Source organism: Mycolicibacterium litorale (assembly GCF_010731695.1).
In the GTDB taxonomy this organism is placed as follows: Bacteria; Actinomycetota; Actinomycetes; order Mycobacteriales; family Mycobacteriaceae; genus Mycobacterium; species Mycobacterium litorale.
Genome location: NZ_AP022586.1, coordinates 181,763 through 198,429 on the forward strand (window position 1 = coordinate 181,763; position 16,667 = coordinate 198,429).

Consider the following 16,667-nt stretch of genomic DNA (forward strand, 5'->3'; position numbering starts at 1 on the left):
GAGGTGTGGAAATGATGGCTGATGCCGACGAGGGCGGGAATTCCGGCATATCGATGGATTCGCGGGTGCTGGTGTATCCCGGAACCGATCATGAAAAGACCGGTGTCATAGTCGAGGATTTTGCTGACACGGCCGGAAAAGCGGTCGACATCGGGGAGCACCATATCGCCGACGCCGCGCGCCGCTGGGCGGTGGCGCTCGACGACGGGGGACTGGTGTTCGTCGACGACGACAGCCTGACCGCAGAGCCGACGTCCTGACTGCGTCACCGCGCCGTGACGACGGCCACCGGTGAGGTGTTCTTCTCGGCCTTCATCTTCTCGAACAACTCCGTGTAGTAGGGCAGGCAGTCCGCCATGGCCTGCTCGGTCGTGAACAGCGGCCGGTACCCGAGATCCCGCTCGGCCTTCGCGATGGAGAAGTAGTTGTCGAGGTAAACCCGTTCCACGCCAAGGGGTTCCAGTGGCGGCTTGGGCAGTCCGAAGCGGAAGTGCAGTCGCTGCCACACGGTCATCACGAAACGCACCAGCCGGCCCGGCACCCGCAGTCGCGGATAGCGCTCACCGCAGGCCTCGACGACCGGGCGGGAGAACTCGAACATGTTGATCGGTTCGCCGTCGTTGATGAAATACGCCTGCCCCGGCGCGGTCCCGCCCGGCACCAGGTGCTCGGCGGCGAGGATGAACCCGTGCACGAGGTTGTGCACGTAGGAGTTGTCGAGTTTGACGTTCTTGCTGCCCACCAGCACCTTGACGTGGCCGGCCAGCACGCTTTCGAAGACCTTCCGGAACATCGTCTGGTCGCCGCGGCCCCAGATGCCGCTCGGCCGGATCGAACACGTCAGCATGCCGTCGACACCGTTGGCGGACAGGACGTACTTCTCGGCGACGACCTTGGTCTCGGTGTACAGGTCGTTGAACCGTTCGGTGTACGGGAGGGTCTCGTCCCCGGCGACGATGCGCTTACCGCCCATCACCACGCTGTTGGACGCGGTGTAGACGAACCGTTTCACCCCGGCGGCCTGTGCGGCCCGCACGAGGTTCTCGGTGCCGCCCACGTTCACCGCGAAGCTGCGCCTGCGGTACTCCTCGGTGACCGAGGCGCCCCCCATCAGGTCGATGATCGCGGCGGTGTGGAAGACGGTGTCGACCCCGGCGACAGCGGCGGCCACGGTCTCCGGATCGCAGATGTCCCCCTCGAGGGTCTCCAGCCGCGGATGCGCCGGCAGCGGGGACGGCGCACGGTCGAACGAGCGCACATGGTGGCCGCGCTCGAGCAGCGCTGTGACGAGGTTCGCGCCCACGAAGCCGGAGCCGCCCGTCACCAGCACCCGGCCCAGTTCGGTCGTCAACGATGCATCACCCATGGGGCGACTATAACTGAAACGTGTTCTAGTTCTGAACCCTCAACCGGAAATCGGTTGCCGGCTCATTCGTCGTCGGCGTCGCGCTCACCCAGTGCGGTTTCGATGCGCTGGCGGGCGCCAGCTAAATGTTCGTCACAGCATCGGGCCAGCTCTTCGCCGCGCTCCCACAGTTTCAGCGATGTGTCGAGGTCGAGGCCGCCCTGCTCGAGCTGCTGCACGACGGCGACCAGTTCGTCGCGCGCCTCCTCGTACCCCATTTCACTAATGGGCTTCATCGGCTCCCTCGCTCACCGCTGTGATCGCACCGTCGGCGACCCGGATGCGCAGATGCGTGCCCGCGGGCGCATCGGCGGTCGTCCGGAGCACCTGCGCATCGGGCATGGTCTGGACCACCGCGTATCCGCGCGCCAGCGTCGCGGCGGGGCCGAGCGTCGTCAGCCGGGCCGCGAGGTGGCCGACGCGTTCGGACTCGACCGTCAGCATGCGTCGGATGTCCCGGCGCGCCGCGGACCGGGCGCGTTGCACCTCGTCGGCACGCGCGTCGATCGCCTGCAGCGGACGGGCCAGCACCGGCCTGCTGCGCAACTGGTCGAGGTGGTGCTGCTCGCGGTGCACCCAGTGGCGCAGCGCCCGGGCGCTGCGGTGCCGCAGGTCGGCGACGAACGCCTGCTCGGCGGCGGCGTCGGGCACCAGGCGTTTGGCGGCGTCGGTGGGGGTGGCCGCGCGCACGTCGGCGACCAGATCGCACAGCGGATTGTCGGGTTCGTGACCCACGGCGCTCACCACCGGCGTGGTGCACGCGGCGATCTCCCGGCACAGCGTCTCGTCGGAGAACGGCAGCAGATCCTCCACGCTCCCGCCGCCGCGGGCCAGCACGATGACGTCCACACTGCGGTCCCGGTCGAGCTCGCGGAGCGCATCCACTATCTGCGGGACGGCGTTGGGGCCCTGCACGACGGTGTTGCGTACGGCGAACCGGACTGCGGGCCACCGGTTGGCCGCCACGGTCATCACGTCGCGCTCGGCATGGCTGGCGCGACCGGTGATCAGCCCGATGGTGCCGGGCAGGAACGGGATGGGCCGTTTGAGCCGGGGATCGAACAGGCCCTCCGCGTCGAGGAGTCGGCGCAGCCGGTCGATCCGGGCCAGCAGTTCGCCGATCCCGACCGCGCGGATCTCGCTGATCCGCAGGCTGAACGAACCGTTGCGGGTGTAGAACTGCGGCTTGCCCAGGACGATCACCTGAGTGCCCTCCGACAGCGGCACGGGGGCGTTGGCGACCAGGTCGCGCGGGCAGCTCACCGACAGCGACATGTCCGCGGCCGGGTCACGCAGCACCATCCACGCCGTCGTCTGGCGCAGCTTGAGCTCGGTGAGCTGACCCTCGATCCAGACCATGCCGAGCCGGTCGATGTACTTGGCGACGCGGGTGGCGACCGCCCGGACCGGCCACGGGTTCTCGGGGGACTTGCCCTGCTCGGCCTCGGTCATATCCCGGCCCGCCGGGGTCGTCACTTGGCGTTGGCGCGGGTGATCCGGTTCGCCAGCAGGGTCTGGAACGGTGCGCGCGAGCGGGTCGCGCCCTCGTAGGCGAGCAGCGCCTCGAGGTCGTCGACGCTCAGCGACGGCAGCCGGGCCCGCAGCTGCGCAAGCGTCAGCGACTCGTAATCCATCTCGGTGACGATCGCCGGCGTGTCGGTCGCCGCGGACGCCTGCTTGCCGGTACTCGGCTCGTCGGAGCCCGTCGTCTCGGGTTCACCGGTGGAGTACAGCGCAAAGCGCCCCTCGGTGCGCCGGTCTCCGTCGGTGGACGGTGCGGACGAATCGGCGTCGTCCTCGTCGAACGTGGCCCACGCGGCCTGTTCGTCCTTGGGCGGGAACAGCGTCTCCAGCGTCTCGTCGCCCTTGTTCACCAGGTCGGCGAGATTCTGCTGCAGATGGATCACGATGCTGGCGACCTGGCTGGCCACCGTCATCGGATACATCAGGATCGTGTGTGGCAGCTTGCGGGTCTCCTCGACCGCGGTGACGGCAGCGCCGACCAGCAGACGAACCCCATAGGGTGCAGTAGCCATGCGGACAGCCTACGGCTGGGCGGTCGGCGGCATCGGTCAGTACCCTGGGACGCATGCCGTCGACGATCAACATGGGGATTCCGGGTGCGTCCAGCTCGGTGACGGGCGGCGTGTCCGGTAAGCGGGTGCTGCTGGCCGAGCCGCGCGGATACTGCGCCGGCGTGGACCGCGCCGTGGAGACCGTCGAGCGCGCGCTCGAGAAGCACGGCGCCCCGGTCTACGTGCGCCACGAGATCGTGCACAACCGCTACGTGGTGGAGACGCTGGCCAAGGCCGGCGCCGTCTTCGTCGAACAGACCGACGAGGTGCCCGAGGGCGCGATCGTGGTGTTCTCCGCCCACGGCGTCGCCCCGACCGTGCACGTCGAGGCCGCCGCCCGCAATCTGAAGACCATCGATGCGACGTGCCCGCTGGTCACCAAGGTGCACAACGAGGCCAAGCGGTTCGCGCGCGACGACTACGACATCCTGCTCGTCGGCCACGAAGGCCACGAGGAGGTGGTCGGCACCGCCGGTGAGGCGCCCGACCACGTGCAGGTCGTCGACAACCCCGACGCCGTCGACAACGTCACCGTGCGCGACCCGAACAAGGTCATCTGGCTCTCGCAGACCACGCTGAGCGTCGACGAGACCATGGAGACGGTGCGCCGGCTTCGGGAGAAGTTCCCGACGCTGCAGGATCCGCCCAGCGACGACATCTGCTATGCCACCCAGAACCGCCAGGTCGCCGTCAAGGCGATGGCGCCGGAGTGTGAACTGGTCATCGTCGTCGGCTCGAAGAACTCGTCGAACTCGGTGCGTCTGGTGGAGGTGGCGCTCGGCGCCGGTTCGCGCGCGGCCCACCTGGTCGACTACGCCGAGGACATCGACCCGGCGTGGCTCGACGGCGTGACCACGGTCGGCGTCACCTCGGGCGCGTCGGTGCCCGAGGTCCTGGTGCGCGGGGTGCTCGAGCGGCTCGCCGAGTACGGATACGACACCGTCCAGCCGGTCACCACCGCCAACGAGACGCTCGTCTTCGCGCTGCCGCGGGAGATCCGCCCCGCGCGCACCTAGCGTTCGGGAGGCCAGGGTTCCGGAGGGCAGGGTTCCGGAGGGCCACCCCTACGCTGGGGGCGTGTTCTTCTTCCTGTTCGGCCTCAGCACCAAGCAGCAGTACCTCGGCGCAGGCGGGACCCGGACCTGTCCGCGCTGCCACAACACGACGCAGTGGCAGCGCATGCGTCAGTTCAAGCAGTTCACGGTGTTCTTCATCCCGATCGCCCGGTGGAAGCGCAGGCAGTTCGAGGTCTGCGGTATCTGCGGCACCTCGGTCGCCGTCTAGCGAGACGTCCTCAGACGTCGTACTCCCAGGCATCGGCATCCCAGCTGCGCCGCGCCCGCGGACGGCTGCGGTCCTGGGTGCGCTCGTCCTCGTCCTCCGCACCGCGGTAACGTACCCGCGAGATCGGGTGGTGACTCGAGCTGCCGTTGCGGCTACGGGGTTCCAGCGGCTCGTAGGACTCGTACGGGTCGTACCCCTCGCTGCGGCTGCGGCGTTCAGGACGCCGTTCGGACCGCTCGGTGCGTTCGGGGCGTTCGTAGGCCGAACGGCGCTCCCGGGGCGGCACCTTTCGAGGCTCGCGCGGCTCACGGCCGTCACGGGGCGTCTGGGCGCGGGTCCGCCTGCGCGGTTCGGGGGACTCCGACGTCCGCGACGTCGACCGGGGCCGCCGCGGCCTGTCGACGACCGGCTCGATGATCTCGGTCTCAGGCGGACGGTTGTGCCGCGCACGCGACGGCGTGCCGGTGCGCTTGGCGGGTTTCCGTGCGGCGGCGCCGCGGGCGGTCTCGCGCCCGGCCCTCGCACGGTCGTCGGTCCCGGGCTTGGTGGTGCGCCGCGGACGCTGCGAGTTGCGCGCCCGTCGGGGCGGTTCGTCGTCCTGCTCGTCGCCGGGGGAAGCCGGGGCCGCGATGAGCCCGGACACCTTGTTCTTCAGCGTCGCGACGAGGCCACCGGCCGCGGGCGACTCCTTCATGGTCTTGGCTTTCGCCGTCGTACTCGCCGGTGCCGAAACGGCCGCGCCGTGGCGTGACGACATGCCCAGATACCAGCGGGCCATGCCGACCAGCAGGACCGCCGCCGAGGTGAAGAACATAAGCGGGAACCGCTCGATGAGGGGATAGCCGCAGTTGATAGCCAGGTCCTTGAGGCCGTTGATCTCGGAGCCGTGAAACAGGAAATAGGCGCCCGGCACGGTGACGAACAGCAGCAGCGGCGGCTGGATCACCGCGGTGAAGATGCCGGCCTGACGGACGACGAGCACCGCGAGCAGACAGCCCAGCACGTAGCACGCCGAGAAGACGGAGCTGAGCTCACGGCTGCCGGAACCCGCGTCGAAGGCGAAGCCGACCGCGGTCGTGGTGAACGCCAGTACGACGGCACCCCACCACGGCAGACCTGGGAAAAGGGGGTGCACAGAGCGTTGGTCGGCCGGTACTGCCGACCGTGCGCGCTGTCCGGACACAGCTAGACCGTACCGGCTCGGCGGTGCAGTGCGCTTCCAGCGCGCGCGGGCGAGCCCGTCACGCTCTGGCAGACTGTGGTCCCTGTGGGCCTCAACCTGGGAATCGTCGGACTGCCGAATGTGGGTAAGTCGACTCTGTTCAACGCGCTGACGCGCAACAACGTGCTGGCGGCGAACTACCCGTTCGCGACGATCGAACCCAACGAAGGTGTGGTCGCGCTGCCGGATCCCCGGCTCGACAAGCTGGCGGAGATGTTCGGCTCGGAGAAGATCGTGCCCGCGCCCGTGACGTTCGTCGACATCGCCGGCATCGTGAAGGGCGCCTCGGAAGGGGCGGGGCTCGGCAACAAGTTCCTCGCCAACATCCGCGAGTGCGATGCGATCTGTCAGGTGGTGCGGGTCTTCGCCGACGACGACGTCGTCCACGTCGACGGCAAGGTGGACCCGAAGTCGGACATCGAGGTGATCGAGACCGAACTGATCCTCGCCGACATGCAGACGCTGGAGAAGGCGGTGCCGCGGCTGGAGAAGGAAGCCCGCAACAACAAGGACCGCAAGCCCGTGCTGGAGGCGGCCGTCGCGGCGCAGGACGTCCTCAACGGCGGCACGACGCTGTTCGCGGCCGGTACGGACGTCACCCTGCTGCGCGAGCTCAACCTGATGACCACCAAGCCGTTCCTGTACGTGTTCAACGCCGACGAGTCGGTGCTGACCGACGAGGCGCGCAAGGTGGAACTGCGGGAGATGGTCGCGCCCGCCGACTGCGTGTTCCTGGACGCCAAGATCGAGGCGGAGCTCCAAGAGCTCGACGACGAGTCGGCCGCCGAACTGCTCGAGTCCATCGGGCAGACCGAACGCGGGCTCGACGCGCTCGCGCGGGCGGGGTTCCACACGCTCAAGCTGCAGACGTACCTGACCGCGGGTCCCAAGGAGGCGCGGGCGTGGACGATCCACCAGGGCGACACCGCGCCCAAGGCCGCAGGCGTCATCCACACCGACTTCGAGAAGGGCTTCATCAAGGCCGAGATCGTGTCGTTCGACGACCTCGTCGAGGCCGGATCGATGGCCGCGGCCAAGGCGGCCGGCAAGGTCCGCATGGAGGGCAAGGACTACGTGATGGCCGACGGTGACGTGGTGGAGTTCCGCTTCAACGTGTAGATGTGCGCGGTCACCGGTCGATACAGTGGCGCTGTGACCGAGGATTGGCGCATCGGTCGAGTCGCTGAGATTCGGTCGTTGATCAAGCAGGCCGAGCCCGACGTCGTCGAGGAGATCAAGTGGCGCAAGCCGTCGAATCCCGACGGCGTGCCGGCGTTCTCGCTGGACGGGCTGATCTGCACCCTCGAGATGTACAAGGGCAAGGTCAAGGTGAACTTCGCCAAGGGCTCGTCCTTGAACGACCCGGATGGCCTCTTCAACGCCAGTCTGCAGGCGCCCGTCGGGCGCTCCATCGACCTGCACGAGGACGACACGTTGGACCCGGAGGCGTTCAAGGCGTTGATCCAGGAGGCGGTCAGGGTCAACCGCACCTAGCCTGGGCGTGCCGGAACGCGTTGTCGGAGGGGGCAAAAACCGGTTGGCATCGACGGCGGCCGTTGCTATCTTTCGACCGACCGTGCAGGAGAGCGAGGAGGTGGTACCCGTGAACGTATCGACGTGGGTGCTCCTCTTCGGGGTCACGGTCGGGCGATAGGTCGTCCGGGAGCGCCGTTCAACGAGTCGCTCCCGAAAGGCACGGCCATGCACTTCACTTCTGAACACCGCCACGACGACGGCAGCCTCGAACGCGAATTCATCCTCGGCGACATCCCCGGCATCCTGTGGACGCCCGCATCTTTGGCCCCACTGATCCTGCTCGGCCATCCGGGTGGTCTACGCGCGATGTACCCGCGGCTCGCGAGCCGCGCCCGGCAGTCGCTGGCGATCGGCTTCGCCGCAGCCACCATCGAGCTTCCCGGCAGCGGTGACCGCCCCCGGTCCCCCGACGCCGAGCAGGCCCGCGCCGATCTGCGCCGGGCACTGGCGGCGGGGGAGCCGGTCGACGAGATCGTCGACCGGCTCGTCATCCCCTTGGTCGAGAACGCGGTGCCGGAATGGCAGTCCGCCATCGACGCACTGCTGTCGGTGCCCGAGGTCCGCGGCCCGATCGGATACTCGGGCGGGCCGATTGCGATCGGGACCCGGCTGGCTGTGGTCGAGCCGCGCATCGCGGCGGCCGTCCTCTTCGCCGGCAGTTTCGTGCCCCGCTCGATGTTCGACGAGGCCCGCCAAGTCACGATTCCGCTGCACGTCCTACTCCAGTGGGACGACGAGGGAAACGACCGGCAGCTGGCGCTGGATCTGTTCGACGCCTTCGGCTCCGAGGAGAAGACGCTGCACGCCAACATGGGTGGGCACACCGGCGTACCGCAGTTCGCGGGGGATGACGCTGCGCGCTTCTTCGCCCGGCATCTGAGGTGAGCGTCAGCGCGGTGAGGTCGTCTACAACGGAGAACACCTAGGGCTCAACGGGTACCGGTCGATGCTGCAATCCGACACCCGCGCGATCCCAGACCTGACGTTCACCGCAGGTGTCGTTCGCCGAACACCTCTTCTACCGGTTCCGTGCCGGGCGGATCGCCGAAGTGTGGTCGCTGATCGACAGAGACGCGATCCGGGAGCAGGTGTCCGGAACGGCCACCGGCTGAACCCTCGCCCGGTAATGTCCGGCCCAGCGAGCCCATCTCAGAGGCGGTGGCGCGATGACGACCCACTCCCGGCATCCGCTGCACATCGCGGCCCTCGTAATCGCCCTGTTGCTCCCGGGATGCGCGTCCACCAGCACTGCGCCGGCACTGCGGACCATCGATGCGCAGGAACTGCAGACCCTCGTCGACCGACTGGCCGGCGAGCTGATGGTGCCCGGTGCGTTCGTTCTGCTCCGCACACCGCAGGGCCGTTTCACCGCCGCCGCGGGTACCACCGAACTCGGCGCCCACACCCCGCCCACGGCAGGCACCCACTTCCGGATCGCCTCGAACACCAAGACCATGACGGCGGCGCTGATCGTCCTGCTCGCCCAGGACGGCAAGCTGAGGTTCGACGACCCCGTCTCCGATTACGTGCAGAACGTGCCCAACGGCGAGAACATCACCCTCGCAGCGCTTTTGACCATGCGCAGCGGTCTCTACGGCTATACGTCCGATCCGGTGCTGGCGGCCGCATTGGACGCCGACCCTCGAAGATCCTGGAGCCCTGGCGAAGTGCTGGAGATCGCGTATCGGCATCCGCCGCAGTTCGCACCCGACACCGCCTACGAGTACAGCAACACCAACTACGCGCTGCTGGGACTCGTCGCCGAGAAAGCCGGCGGCCGACCCTTGGCTCGGCAGTTCGACGACCGGCTGTTCGGCCCCGTCGGCATCACCCAGACCTCGCTGCCCGCGGTCGACGACACCACCATGCCGACGCCCTATTCGCACGGCTACATGTACGGCGGAAGCTTCTACGCCCTCGCCGACGAACCCTATCCGGCGCAGATGCAGGCCGGGGCCAGGAACGGGACGCTCGAACCCGTCGACTACACCCACCAGAACTCCTCCTACGCCACGGCTGCGGGCGGTGCGATCTCCACGGCCGACGATCTGTCCACCTGGATGGCGGCACTCGTCGACGGCGAGGTCTTCGACGCCGACCACCAGCGGCAGTGGACCGCGAGCCTGCGTCCCGAGGACCCGGATGCACCCGATGCGCAGCAATACGGGTACGGCATCTCGTATCAGCGGTTCGGCCCGAACGCCGCGATGTACTACCACGGCGGCGAACTGCCCGGCTTCAACTCGTTCATGGGTCACGACGCCGACAACGACGTCAGCCTCGTCATCTGGACGAACCTCACGCTGTCACCCGACGGGCGCACCACCGCGCAGGCGATGCTGGCCCCGCTGCTCGACCAGATCTATGCCGGCCTGTCGCTGTCGTAGACATGTGTCACGGCCGTGACCTGACCGCGACGGGAACCGTGAACGCTCGTGGGGTGGCGATGGTCGAGATGGTCTACCTGGTGGCGGCGACGATGTGGATCGTCGTGGTGGTCGCCGCCGTGGCCGTCGGGGTGCGGGTGATGCTCAAGATGCGGGCGAGGCGGCGCCGGATGAACCAGATCCTCGCGATCGTGCGGTTGCCGCTCCTGCTCGCCGGCCGGCGCCGCTAGAGCGATCACAGCTCGCGGGTTTGGTCGGCCCCGGCACGGGGGTACCGAAGATCTCGAGGGGGTCGTGAAGTCGCCCGGCCCGGGTGGTGATTCGAGGCCCGGTCCGGGCCCCGCCATGACCAGGAGGTTCACGATGAGGTATCTGAAGAAGACCGCCGCCGGTGCGGCGACGGTAGGAGCATTCGCACTGGGCGCCGCCGGATTCGTCGGCGGTGTCGCGCAGGCGCAGCCGTTCGATCCCGGCCACATCTGCCCCGGTCCCGGGGTGAACTGTGTGGTGCCCGGCAACCCGCTTCCGCCGGGGCTGAATGGTGCACCGCCGCCCGGGCACCTGAAGAACGTGCGCTGGATCCCGCCGGTGCCCGATGCGCCTGAGCTGCCGGTCGTGTGGAACGACGACCTCGACCAGTGGGGCGTCGAGTGGGGTGGCCAGTTCTACGTCTACACGCCCTGATCGTCACGCGATACCGCCTCGGCGACCACCGCGATCTCGTCGCCGAGGCGGTATTCGCCGGCCAGCGGTAGCGCGTCACCGCTCCAGAACGAGCCCGGGTCGAACCAGTTGTCGTTCTTCTCGGTGGTGAGCAGACCCATCTCCTCGTAGGTGATCGCCACCGTCTCCGCGCAATACGCGGTCTGCAGTGTGGTGCGTTTACGGGCCTTGGCTCGTTCGGCTGACTCGCGAACCCTGCTGTGCACGAAGGGGATACCGCGAGTGAAATCGCTGACGACCGGCAGCCGTCCCCGCAGCCACCGCCCGGTCAGCCGCGCGGTGCTGGGGAACGGGGTGCCGTCCATGCGGGCGATGACCCGCAGCATGCGGTCTTCCTGCTCGCGGGTGACCGAGGGGGTGAGCTGCCGCAGCCAGCACCGCTGCCCGTAGCTGTGCATCCATCGCTCGACGGCCTCCCGGGCGTCGTTGAGCTGCACCCCGCGGTGGTGCGTGCCCGTCCACAGGTCGAGCAGCTTGTCACCGAGTTCGGCGTGCCAGATCAACGGCGGCAGATCGTCGACGGCGACCGTCATGCCGACGTGGTTCACCGGCGCGTTGGTCATCGCCTGGATCGCCCGGTCCGGGCCCGACGCGCCGCGGAACAGCCAGACGTCCCCGGTCCGGGTCTCCTCCAGCGCCCGCGTCAACGACACCGTGTTCGCGTTCACCAGCGCAGCTTAGGCACACTCTGTGCATGCGCAGCATCTGGAAGTGGGTCGGGCTGGCCGGTGTCGCGGGCGTTGTCGCCGGCGGTGCCCTCGTCGCACGTGACCAGCGCCGCCGCCGGGCCTACACACCGGACGACATCCGCGCTCGTCTGCATGAGCGGCTCGCCGAGGCCGAACCGGGGCGCTAACCGCTCACCGAGTACAGCTGGTGCTTGCCGCTGAAGCCCTTCAGCGCGACCTCGCGGCTGTCGCCGATCGTCACGCCGTCGACGCCGTCGACCATGTCCCGGACCGCCTCGCTGACCAGGATCTCGCCCCCGTCCGCCTCGGCGGCCACCCGCGCGGCCATCGCGACGTTGCGGCCGAACAGATCCTCGCCGCGCCGCACCGACTTACCGGTGTGGATGCCGATGCGCACCTTGATCCCGCTGGGCCTGCGGCGCAGCGCGTGCTGCAGGGCGATCGCGCAGCGCACCGCGTTCTCCGGGGTGGCGAACGCGATCATGAATCCGTCGCCCTGGCTCTTGACCACATGGCCGTCGTGCTGATCGACGAACCGCTGCACCGATCGGGCGTGACGGCCGATCAGCCGGGCCCACGCCCGGTCGCCGATCCGGTTGTTCAACGCCGTCGAATCCTCGATGTCGGAGAACATGATCGTCACCCGGCCGTCGGGCGCCAGGCGTGCGAGATCCGGGCGCTCGACCTCGAACCAGTCGGCGAGGTCCTCGATCGACGACCGGATGGCGCCGCCGAAACCCTTCTCGCGCACCAGGTTCGCCGTCTGCCACACCTGCTTGACCGCCTCGCGCCCCCCGCTGAGCAGCATGTTGCGGGTGTCGACACGCGCCCGCAGTTCGTCGGCCTCACGGCGGGACCGGGTCAGCAGCACCCACAGCGTGACGAGGCCCACCGCCTCCGCGGCCGCGACGACGGCGAGCACCACCGCGGCGATCTCGGGTCCGCTCACGGGGCTACCACCCTTCGGTGAGGACCCGGTCCAGCGCGTCGACGTAGAAGTCGGCGGATTCGGTGTCGATGCACAGCGGAGGTTTGGTCTTGAGGATGTTCGAATGGTCACCCGTCGGCTGGATGATGACGCCGAGGTCGAGCATGCGTTCGCAGATGGCCGCGGTCTCGGACTTGGCGGGCTCCAAGGTCTCCCGGTCGCGGACCATCTCGACGCCGAGATACAGGCCGACGCCGTGCACCGTGCCGATGATCGGATGCTTGTCGGCCAGCGCCTCCAGCCGTGCCTTGAGGTGCCCGCCCACGCGAACGGCGTTGCCCTGCAGGTCTTCCTCGCGCAGTACGTCGAGCACCGTCATGCCGATCGCGCAGGACAGCGGGCTGCCGCCGGTCGAGGAGAAGAAGTAGCCCTGCGAGCGGAACCCCTCGGCGACGGCCCTGCTGGTGATCACCGCGCCGAGCGGATACCCGTTGCCCGTCGACTTCGCCACGGAGACGATGTCCGGCACGACGCCCTGCTGTTCGAAACCCCAGAACCAGTGTCCGAGACGGCCGTAACCGACCTGCACCTCGTCGGCGATCGCCAGCCCGCCCGCGCCGCGGACCGCCGCGTACACCTGCTGCAGATAGCCGTCAGGCAGGGCCATGCCGCCGGCGTTGCCGTACACCGACTCACAGATGAACCCGGCCGGGGCCCGGCCGTCGCCGGTCAGCTGCCGGATCTGCGCGACGGCTTCCTCGGCGTAGCGGCCGACCTCGGGCCCGCGGTACTTGCCGCGGAAGCTGTTCGGCGATTCGACGGTGTGCACCCAGTCCGGCCGGGTGGCCAGCGCGTTGGGGTTGTCGGCGGTCGACGTGGACACGGCGTCGGTGCCGTAGGTCCAGCCGTGGTACGCCTCGCGCATCGCCACGACGTCGCGGCGGCCGGTGGCGGCCAGCGCCAGCCGGATCGCGAGATCGCTTGCCTCCGAACCGGAGTTGACCAGGAACACGGTGTCGAGCGGGTCGGGCAGCATGGCGGCCAGGCGCTCGCTGTACTCGACGACCGCGGCGTAGTTGAACCGCGAATTCGTGTTGAGCCTGCGCAGCTGGCGCGCCGCAGTGTCGGCCACCCGCGGATGGGCGTGCCCGAGCACCGTGACGTTGTTGACCATGTCGAGGTAGCAGCGGCCCGCCGTCGACATCAGGTAATTGCGCCAGCCGCGTTCGATCTGCGGCGGCCTGCGGTAGTAGTGCTCCTGCACCGGTGCGAAGCTGCGGTCGCGCCGCTCGACCAGATCGGCGGCGGGGCCGGCCACGATGTCCGGCGCCAAGCCGAGCACAGGCCGCGGATCCCGGGCCACGGCCAACCACCCCGGCGCCATCTCGGGACGCACGAGCGGCGGTACCGGCGCCGCACCGACCGGGCGCACCGCGACCTCGGCCCACTGCGCGGCGGCGGCCTCGGCGAGCGGATCGCCCGCGCGCACGGCCGCCCCGGCGACGGGCCGGATCCCGGTGACCGTGACCTCGTACTCGGCGCCGCGCACGGTCACCGTGCCGGCGCCGCCGTCGACGACCTCGCCGTCCCACGGCGCCGCCAGGGTCAGCGGTTGCGCCGGCCACAGCCGCACACCGGTGGGCACCACGTCGCCGCTGCGCTGACTCAGCGCGGGCGCCAGGGCGAGCCGCGGTTCACCGAAGCGGGTGACCACCAGCGCCGCGCCGTCGCTCACCGCACGCCGGGCGAACCGCTCCTCGACATCGGGGGGCAGCCAGCCGCCGGGGGTGAACGCGCCGTCGTACGCATCGGACGTCGGCGAAAGGTCGAGCGTGACAACGCCTTCCACGCCCACGCCGGTGAGCATCGGCGCCGCGGCCCCGACCTCGGCGGGCGCCGAGGCCAGCCCGAGATCGGCCCGGATGGCCGCGGTCATCACGTCGACCGGCACGGAGGTGGCCTGCTCGAACATCCGCCACTCGCCGTCGGACTGCTCGGTGACATAGGCGTTGTCCGGGTCGAGTTCGGCCTGCTGTGCACCGCTGACGATGAGCACCGCCGTGCGAAGCACCACCATCGGCCACAGCGCGTCGAGCTCCGCGGCCGTCAGGGGCCGGATGGCGTGGAAGGCGCGCACCGCGGGCAGGATCGACACGGGTTCGGTGCCGGTGTGCCCGAGTACCGACGACGCGGCGATCGCCAGCTCCGACACCGCCCAGGTGTCGGTCAGGTCGCCGAAGTCGATGACCCCGTCGGGGCGGCGGGTGCCGTCGGCGGCGGGGGACACGACGACGTTCGCATCGGTGATGTCGAGGTGCACGGCCTGGCGGGGGAGGTCGTCGGCGACGCGCGTGATGCGGTCGGCCGCCTCGCGGGTGGCGGTCAGCAGCCGCTCCCGTTGCGCCGGGTCGGCGACGTGCCCGATCAGGGTCTCGACGACGTCGGCGCCGTAGCGCAGATCCCACTGCAGCACGCGGTCGAGGCCCTCGTGCTCGAAACCGGCCAGGGCGCGGCTGACCCGTGCGGCGACGTCGCCGAGCCCGGCGACCGCGGCCGGGCCCAGGTGGTCGGCATCGATCAGCGTGCCGCCGGGCAGGTAGCGCAGCAACCGGACCAGCAGCCCGTCGACCGCCGTCACCTCACGGCCGTCGAGGTTCGGCAACGGCACCGCGATCCGCAGCTCCGGTTCGGCATCGGCGATCAGCTTCGCCGCCACGTCCTGTGCCGCCAACTCGACGTCGGTGAACGCCGGGTTGGCCACCTTGAGCACGCCCACCGGGCCGGCGGTGCCGGTGCGGTGCACCAGGAAGTTCTTGTCCTGCTGACTGCCCAGCGAGACGGCGTCACCCTCGATGCCGTAGTGCGTCGCGAGGATGGTCCGGGCCTGGGCTTCGCTGACCTGGGGTGCGGGGAGCGCCGGCTGTTCGAGGAAGTCGAACCCGGCGGCGCGTCGGCGGGTGGTCACCGGCTGACGAAACCGACGACGGCTTCGGTGAACGCGTCGTTGTCGTCACCGGCTGCGGTGTGCCCGGCATCGGACAGCTCGACGAACTCGGCACCGGGGACCATGCGCAGGAATTCTTGCACCCCAACAGAGCTGACCACGTCGGAGAGCTTGCCACGGATGAGCAGGATCGGGATCGTCAATTCCACAGCGGCCTGTTCGAGCTTCTCGACGCGGATGAACGGGTCGTCGCCGGGTTTGGTCAGAAACGCCGGATCCCAGTGCCAGTACCACCGGCCGTCGCGGTGGCGCAGGTTCTTCTTCAAGCCTTCAGGACTCTTCGGTTTCGTCCGGTGCGGCAGGTAGGCGGCCACCGCCTCGGCGGCCTCGTCGAGCGAGTCGAACCCGTGCACGTGGTTGAACATGAAGTCACGGATGCGCGCGCTGCCGTCCTTCTCGTAGCGCGGCACGACGTCGACGAGCACCAGCTGGCTGACCCGCTCCGGACCCGCCTCGCGGGCGACGAGGATGCCGGTCAACCCGCCCATGCTGGCGCCGATGAGCGCGACGGGCCGTCCGATCTGGTCGAGCACCTCGCACGTGTCGGCGCACAGCGTCTCGACCGAGTAGTTGGCCTCCGGTGACCGGTCGCTGTCCCCGTGGCCGCGGCTGTCGAGGGCCACCACGTGCAGACCCGCGTCAGCCAGGATCTGCCCGGTGTTCTTCCAGGAGAACCGGTTCTGGCCGCCGCCGTGAAGCATCAGCACCGTGGGCCGGCCTGCGGCCGACTCCGCGCCGCGGTTCCATTCGTCGCCTACCAGGGTGAGCCCCTCGGCGCCCCGGAACGTCACGGTCTTGGCGGTACACACGGGCGTCAGGTTACTCGGCGCCTTTACGCCCGACCGCGATGAGTTCACGCGCCGCGCGGAGTCGTCTCTCGGACGTCAACCCCCACGAGAAGGAGACCCGATGCCGTCCATCACCCCCTCGCTCTGGTTCAACGACGACCTGGAGGAGGCCGTCGCCTTCTACACATCGGTGTTCCCGAACTCCGCGGTCGAGAGCCTGAGCCGTTTCACCGAGGCGTGTCCCGGCCCGACCGGCGAGGTGGTGTCCGGGACGTTCGTGCTCGACGGCACCCGGTTCATCGGCATCAACGGCGGGCCGCAGTTCCCGTTCACCGAGGCCGTGTCGTTCACCGTGCACTGCAAAGACCAGGACGAAGTCGACTACTACTGGGACCGTCTGCTCGACGGTGGCGAGGAGTCGCAGTGCGGTTGGCTCAAGGACCGCTTCGGCCTGAGCTGGCAGATCGTGCCCGACCGTCTGTCGGAACTGCTCGACGACCCCGACCCGGCGCGGGCCGCCGCCGCGTCGAGGGCGATGCTCGGCATGCGCAAGATCGTCATCGCCGAACTCGAGGAGGCGGTCGCCTTCGCATGATCGGTGCGGCACGTCGCCGCCTGACGCTCGC

General features: G+C 69.3%; 20 protein-coding genes. 11 read left to right on the forward strand and 9 right to left on the reverse strand.

Annotated features, from left to right (window positions below; genetic code table 11):
- Window positions 1–14 precede the first annotated feature (14 nt).
- Window positions 15–260: a hypothetical protein gene (locus G6N30_RS00875; RefSeq protein ID WP_322789958.1), complete on the forward strand. Its 246-nt coding sequence runs from the start codon at window positions 15–17 to the stop codon at window positions 258–260.
- A 5-nt stretch (window positions 261–265) separates the two neighbouring features.
- Here G6N30_RS00875 and G6N30_RS00880 read toward each other — a convergent pair whose 3' ends face one another.
- The 4 genes from G6N30_RS00880 to G6N30_RS00895 form a co-directional block, all read right to left on the reverse strand.
- Complete coding sequence (locus tag G6N30_RS00880; protein ID WP_134055561.1) at window positions 266–1,366, reverse strand: 3-beta-hydroxysteroid dehydrogenase; 1,101 nt, start codon at window positions 1,364–1,366, stop codon at window positions 266–268.
- Window positions 1,367–1,428: 62 nt separating this feature from the next.
- On the reverse strand, window positions 1,429–1,641 hold the full coding sequence (locus tag G6N30_RS00885; protein WP_134055559.1) for an exodeoxyribonuclease VII small subunit: 213 nt from the start codon (window positions 1,639–1,641) through the stop codon (window positions 1,429–1,431).
- Window positions 1,628–2,857, reverse strand: a complete 1,230-nt coding sequence (gene xseA, locus G6N30_RS00890) for an exodeoxyribonuclease VII large subunit (protein ID WP_134057434.1) — start codon at window positions 2,855–2,857, stop codon at window positions 1,628–1,630. Before xseA ends, G6N30_RS00885 begins: the two co-directional genes overlap by 14 nt.
- A 20-nt stretch (window positions 2,858–2,877) precedes the next feature.
- A complete protein-coding gene (locus tag G6N30_RS00895) occupies window positions 2,878–3,441 on the reverse strand; it encodes a lipid droplet-associated protein (protein WP_134055557.1) in 564 nt (187 codons plus the stop codon).
- A gap of 53 nt (window positions 3,442–3,494) precedes the next feature.
- Here G6N30_RS00895 and G6N30_RS00900 point away from each other — a divergent pair, with 53 nt between their 5' ends.
- Together G6N30_RS00900 and G6N30_RS00905 are read left to right on the forward strand one after the other, a co-directional pair.
- A complete protein-coding gene (locus tag G6N30_RS00900; protein WP_134055555.1) occupies window positions 3,495–4,496 on the forward strand; it encodes a 4-hydroxy-3-methylbut-2-enyl diphosphate reductase in 1,002 nt (333 codons plus the stop codon).
- Between the two features lie 61 nt (window positions 4,497–4,557).
- Entirely contained in the window at window positions 4,558–4,764 is a 207-nt protein-coding gene (locus G6N30_RS00905) for a zinc-ribbon domain-containing protein (protein ID WP_134055553.1), read from the forward strand.
- A gap of 10 nt (window positions 4,765–4,774) precedes the next feature.
- On the opposite strand, the gene G6N30_RS00910 is transcribed toward G6N30_RS00905, so the two are convergent.
- Window positions 4,775–5,947, reverse strand: coding sequence for a DUF6542 domain-containing protein (locus G6N30_RS00910; RefSeq protein WP_134055551.1), 1,173 nt, complete (start codon window positions 5,945–5,947; stop codon window positions 4,775–4,777).
- An 84-nt stretch (window positions 5,948–6,031) separates the two neighbouring features.
- On the opposite strand from G6N30_RS00910, the gene ychF reads away from it, so the two are divergent.
- The 6 genes from ychF to G6N30_RS00945 all read left to right on the forward strand — a co-directional run bounded on the left by ychF (window position 6,032) and on the right by G6N30_RS00945 (window position 10,593).
- Window positions 6,032–7,105, forward strand: coding sequence for a redox-regulated ATPase YchF (gene ychF, locus G6N30_RS00915; RefSeq protein ID WP_134055549.1), 1,074 nt, complete (start codon window positions 6,032–6,034; stop codon window positions 7,103–7,105).
- A gap of 33 nt (window positions 7,106–7,138) precedes the next feature.
- Window positions 7,139–7,480: a DUF1801 domain-containing protein gene (locus tag G6N30_RS00920; protein WP_179965530.1), complete on the forward strand. Its 342-nt coding sequence runs from the start codon at window positions 7,139–7,141 to the stop codon at window positions 7,478–7,480.
- 207 nt (window positions 7,481–7,687) lie between these two features.
- Complete coding sequence (locus G6N30_RS00925; RefSeq protein WP_134055545.1) at window positions 7,688–8,407, forward strand: dienelactone hydrolase family protein; 720 nt, start codon at window positions 7,688–7,690, stop codon at window positions 8,405–8,407.
- 281 nt (window positions 8,408–8,688) lie between these two features.
- Entirely contained in the window at window positions 8,689–9,909 is a 1,221-nt protein-coding gene (locus G6N30_RS00935) for a serine hydrolase domain-containing protein (protein ID WP_134055543.1), read from the forward strand.
- A gap of 53 nt (window positions 9,910–9,962) precedes the next feature.
- The gene (locus G6N30_RS00940) at window positions 9,963–10,139 is read left to right on the forward strand and encodes a hypothetical protein (RefSeq protein WP_163687305.1); all 177 of its coding nucleotides are present in this window, start codon (window positions 9,963–9,965) and stop codon (window positions 10,137–10,139) included.
- Between the two features lie 133 nt (window positions 10,140–10,272).
- Window positions 10,273–10,593 carry a hypothetical protein gene (locus G6N30_RS00945; protein ID WP_134055541.1) on the forward strand — a complete coding sequence of 107 codons (321 nt, stop codon included), beginning with the start codon at window positions 10,273–10,275 and terminating at the stop codon, window positions 10,591–10,593.
- Here the strand turns inward: G6N30_RS00945 and G6N30_RS00950 are convergent.
- Window positions 10,581–11,285, reverse strand: coding sequence for a guanylate cyclase (locus tag G6N30_RS00950; RefSeq protein WP_134057432.1), 705 nt, complete (start codon window positions 11,283–11,285; stop codon window positions 10,581–10,583). The genes G6N30_RS00945 and G6N30_RS00950 overlap by 13 nt on opposite strands.
- Before the next feature lie 41 nt (window positions 11,286–11,326).
- On the opposite strand from G6N30_RS00950, the gene G6N30_RS26875 reads away from it, so the two are divergent.
- The gene (locus tag G6N30_RS26875; RefSeq protein ID WP_134055539.1) at window positions 11,327–11,488 is read left to right on the forward strand and encodes a hypothetical protein; all 162 of its coding nucleotides are present in this window, start codon (window positions 11,327–11,329) and stop codon (window positions 11,486–11,488) included.
- On the opposite strand, the gene G6N30_RS00955 is transcribed toward G6N30_RS26875, so the two are convergent.
- Genes G6N30_RS00955 through G6N30_RS00965 form a run of 3 tightly spaced genes read right to left on the reverse strand, consistent with a single transcriptional unit; the run spans window position 11,485 to window position 16,062 of the window.
- The gene (locus tag G6N30_RS00955) at window positions 11,485–12,270 is read right to left on the reverse strand and encodes an adenylate/guanylate cyclase domain-containing protein (protein WP_134055537.1); all 786 of its coding nucleotides are present in this window, start codon (window positions 12,268–12,270) and stop codon (window positions 11,485–11,487) included. The two genes, G6N30_RS26875 and G6N30_RS00955, sit on opposite strands and share 4 nt — an antisense overlap.
- A gap of 4 nt (window positions 12,271–12,274) precedes the next feature.
- Window positions 12,275–15,214: an aminotransferase gene (locus G6N30_RS00960; protein WP_134055535.1), complete on the reverse strand. Its 2,940-nt coding sequence runs from the start codon at window positions 15,212–15,214 to the stop codon at window positions 12,275–12,277.
- Window positions 15,211–16,062 (reverse strand): alpha/beta fold hydrolase, encoded by an 852-nt coding sequence (locus tag G6N30_RS00965; protein WP_407664686.1) that lies wholly within the window; start codon window positions 16,060–16,062, stop codon window positions 15,211–15,213. The genes G6N30_RS00960 and G6N30_RS00965 overlap by 4 nt, the downstream gene beginning before the upstream one ends.
- A gap of 100 nt (window positions 16,063–16,162) precedes the next feature.
- Between G6N30_RS00965 and G6N30_RS00970 the strand changes: the two genes are divergently transcribed.
- Entirely contained in the window at window positions 16,163–16,636 is a 474-nt protein-coding gene (locus tag G6N30_RS00970; protein ID WP_134055531.1) for a VOC family protein, read from the forward strand.
- The last annotated feature ends 31 nt before the right edge of the window (window positions 16,637–16,667 follow it).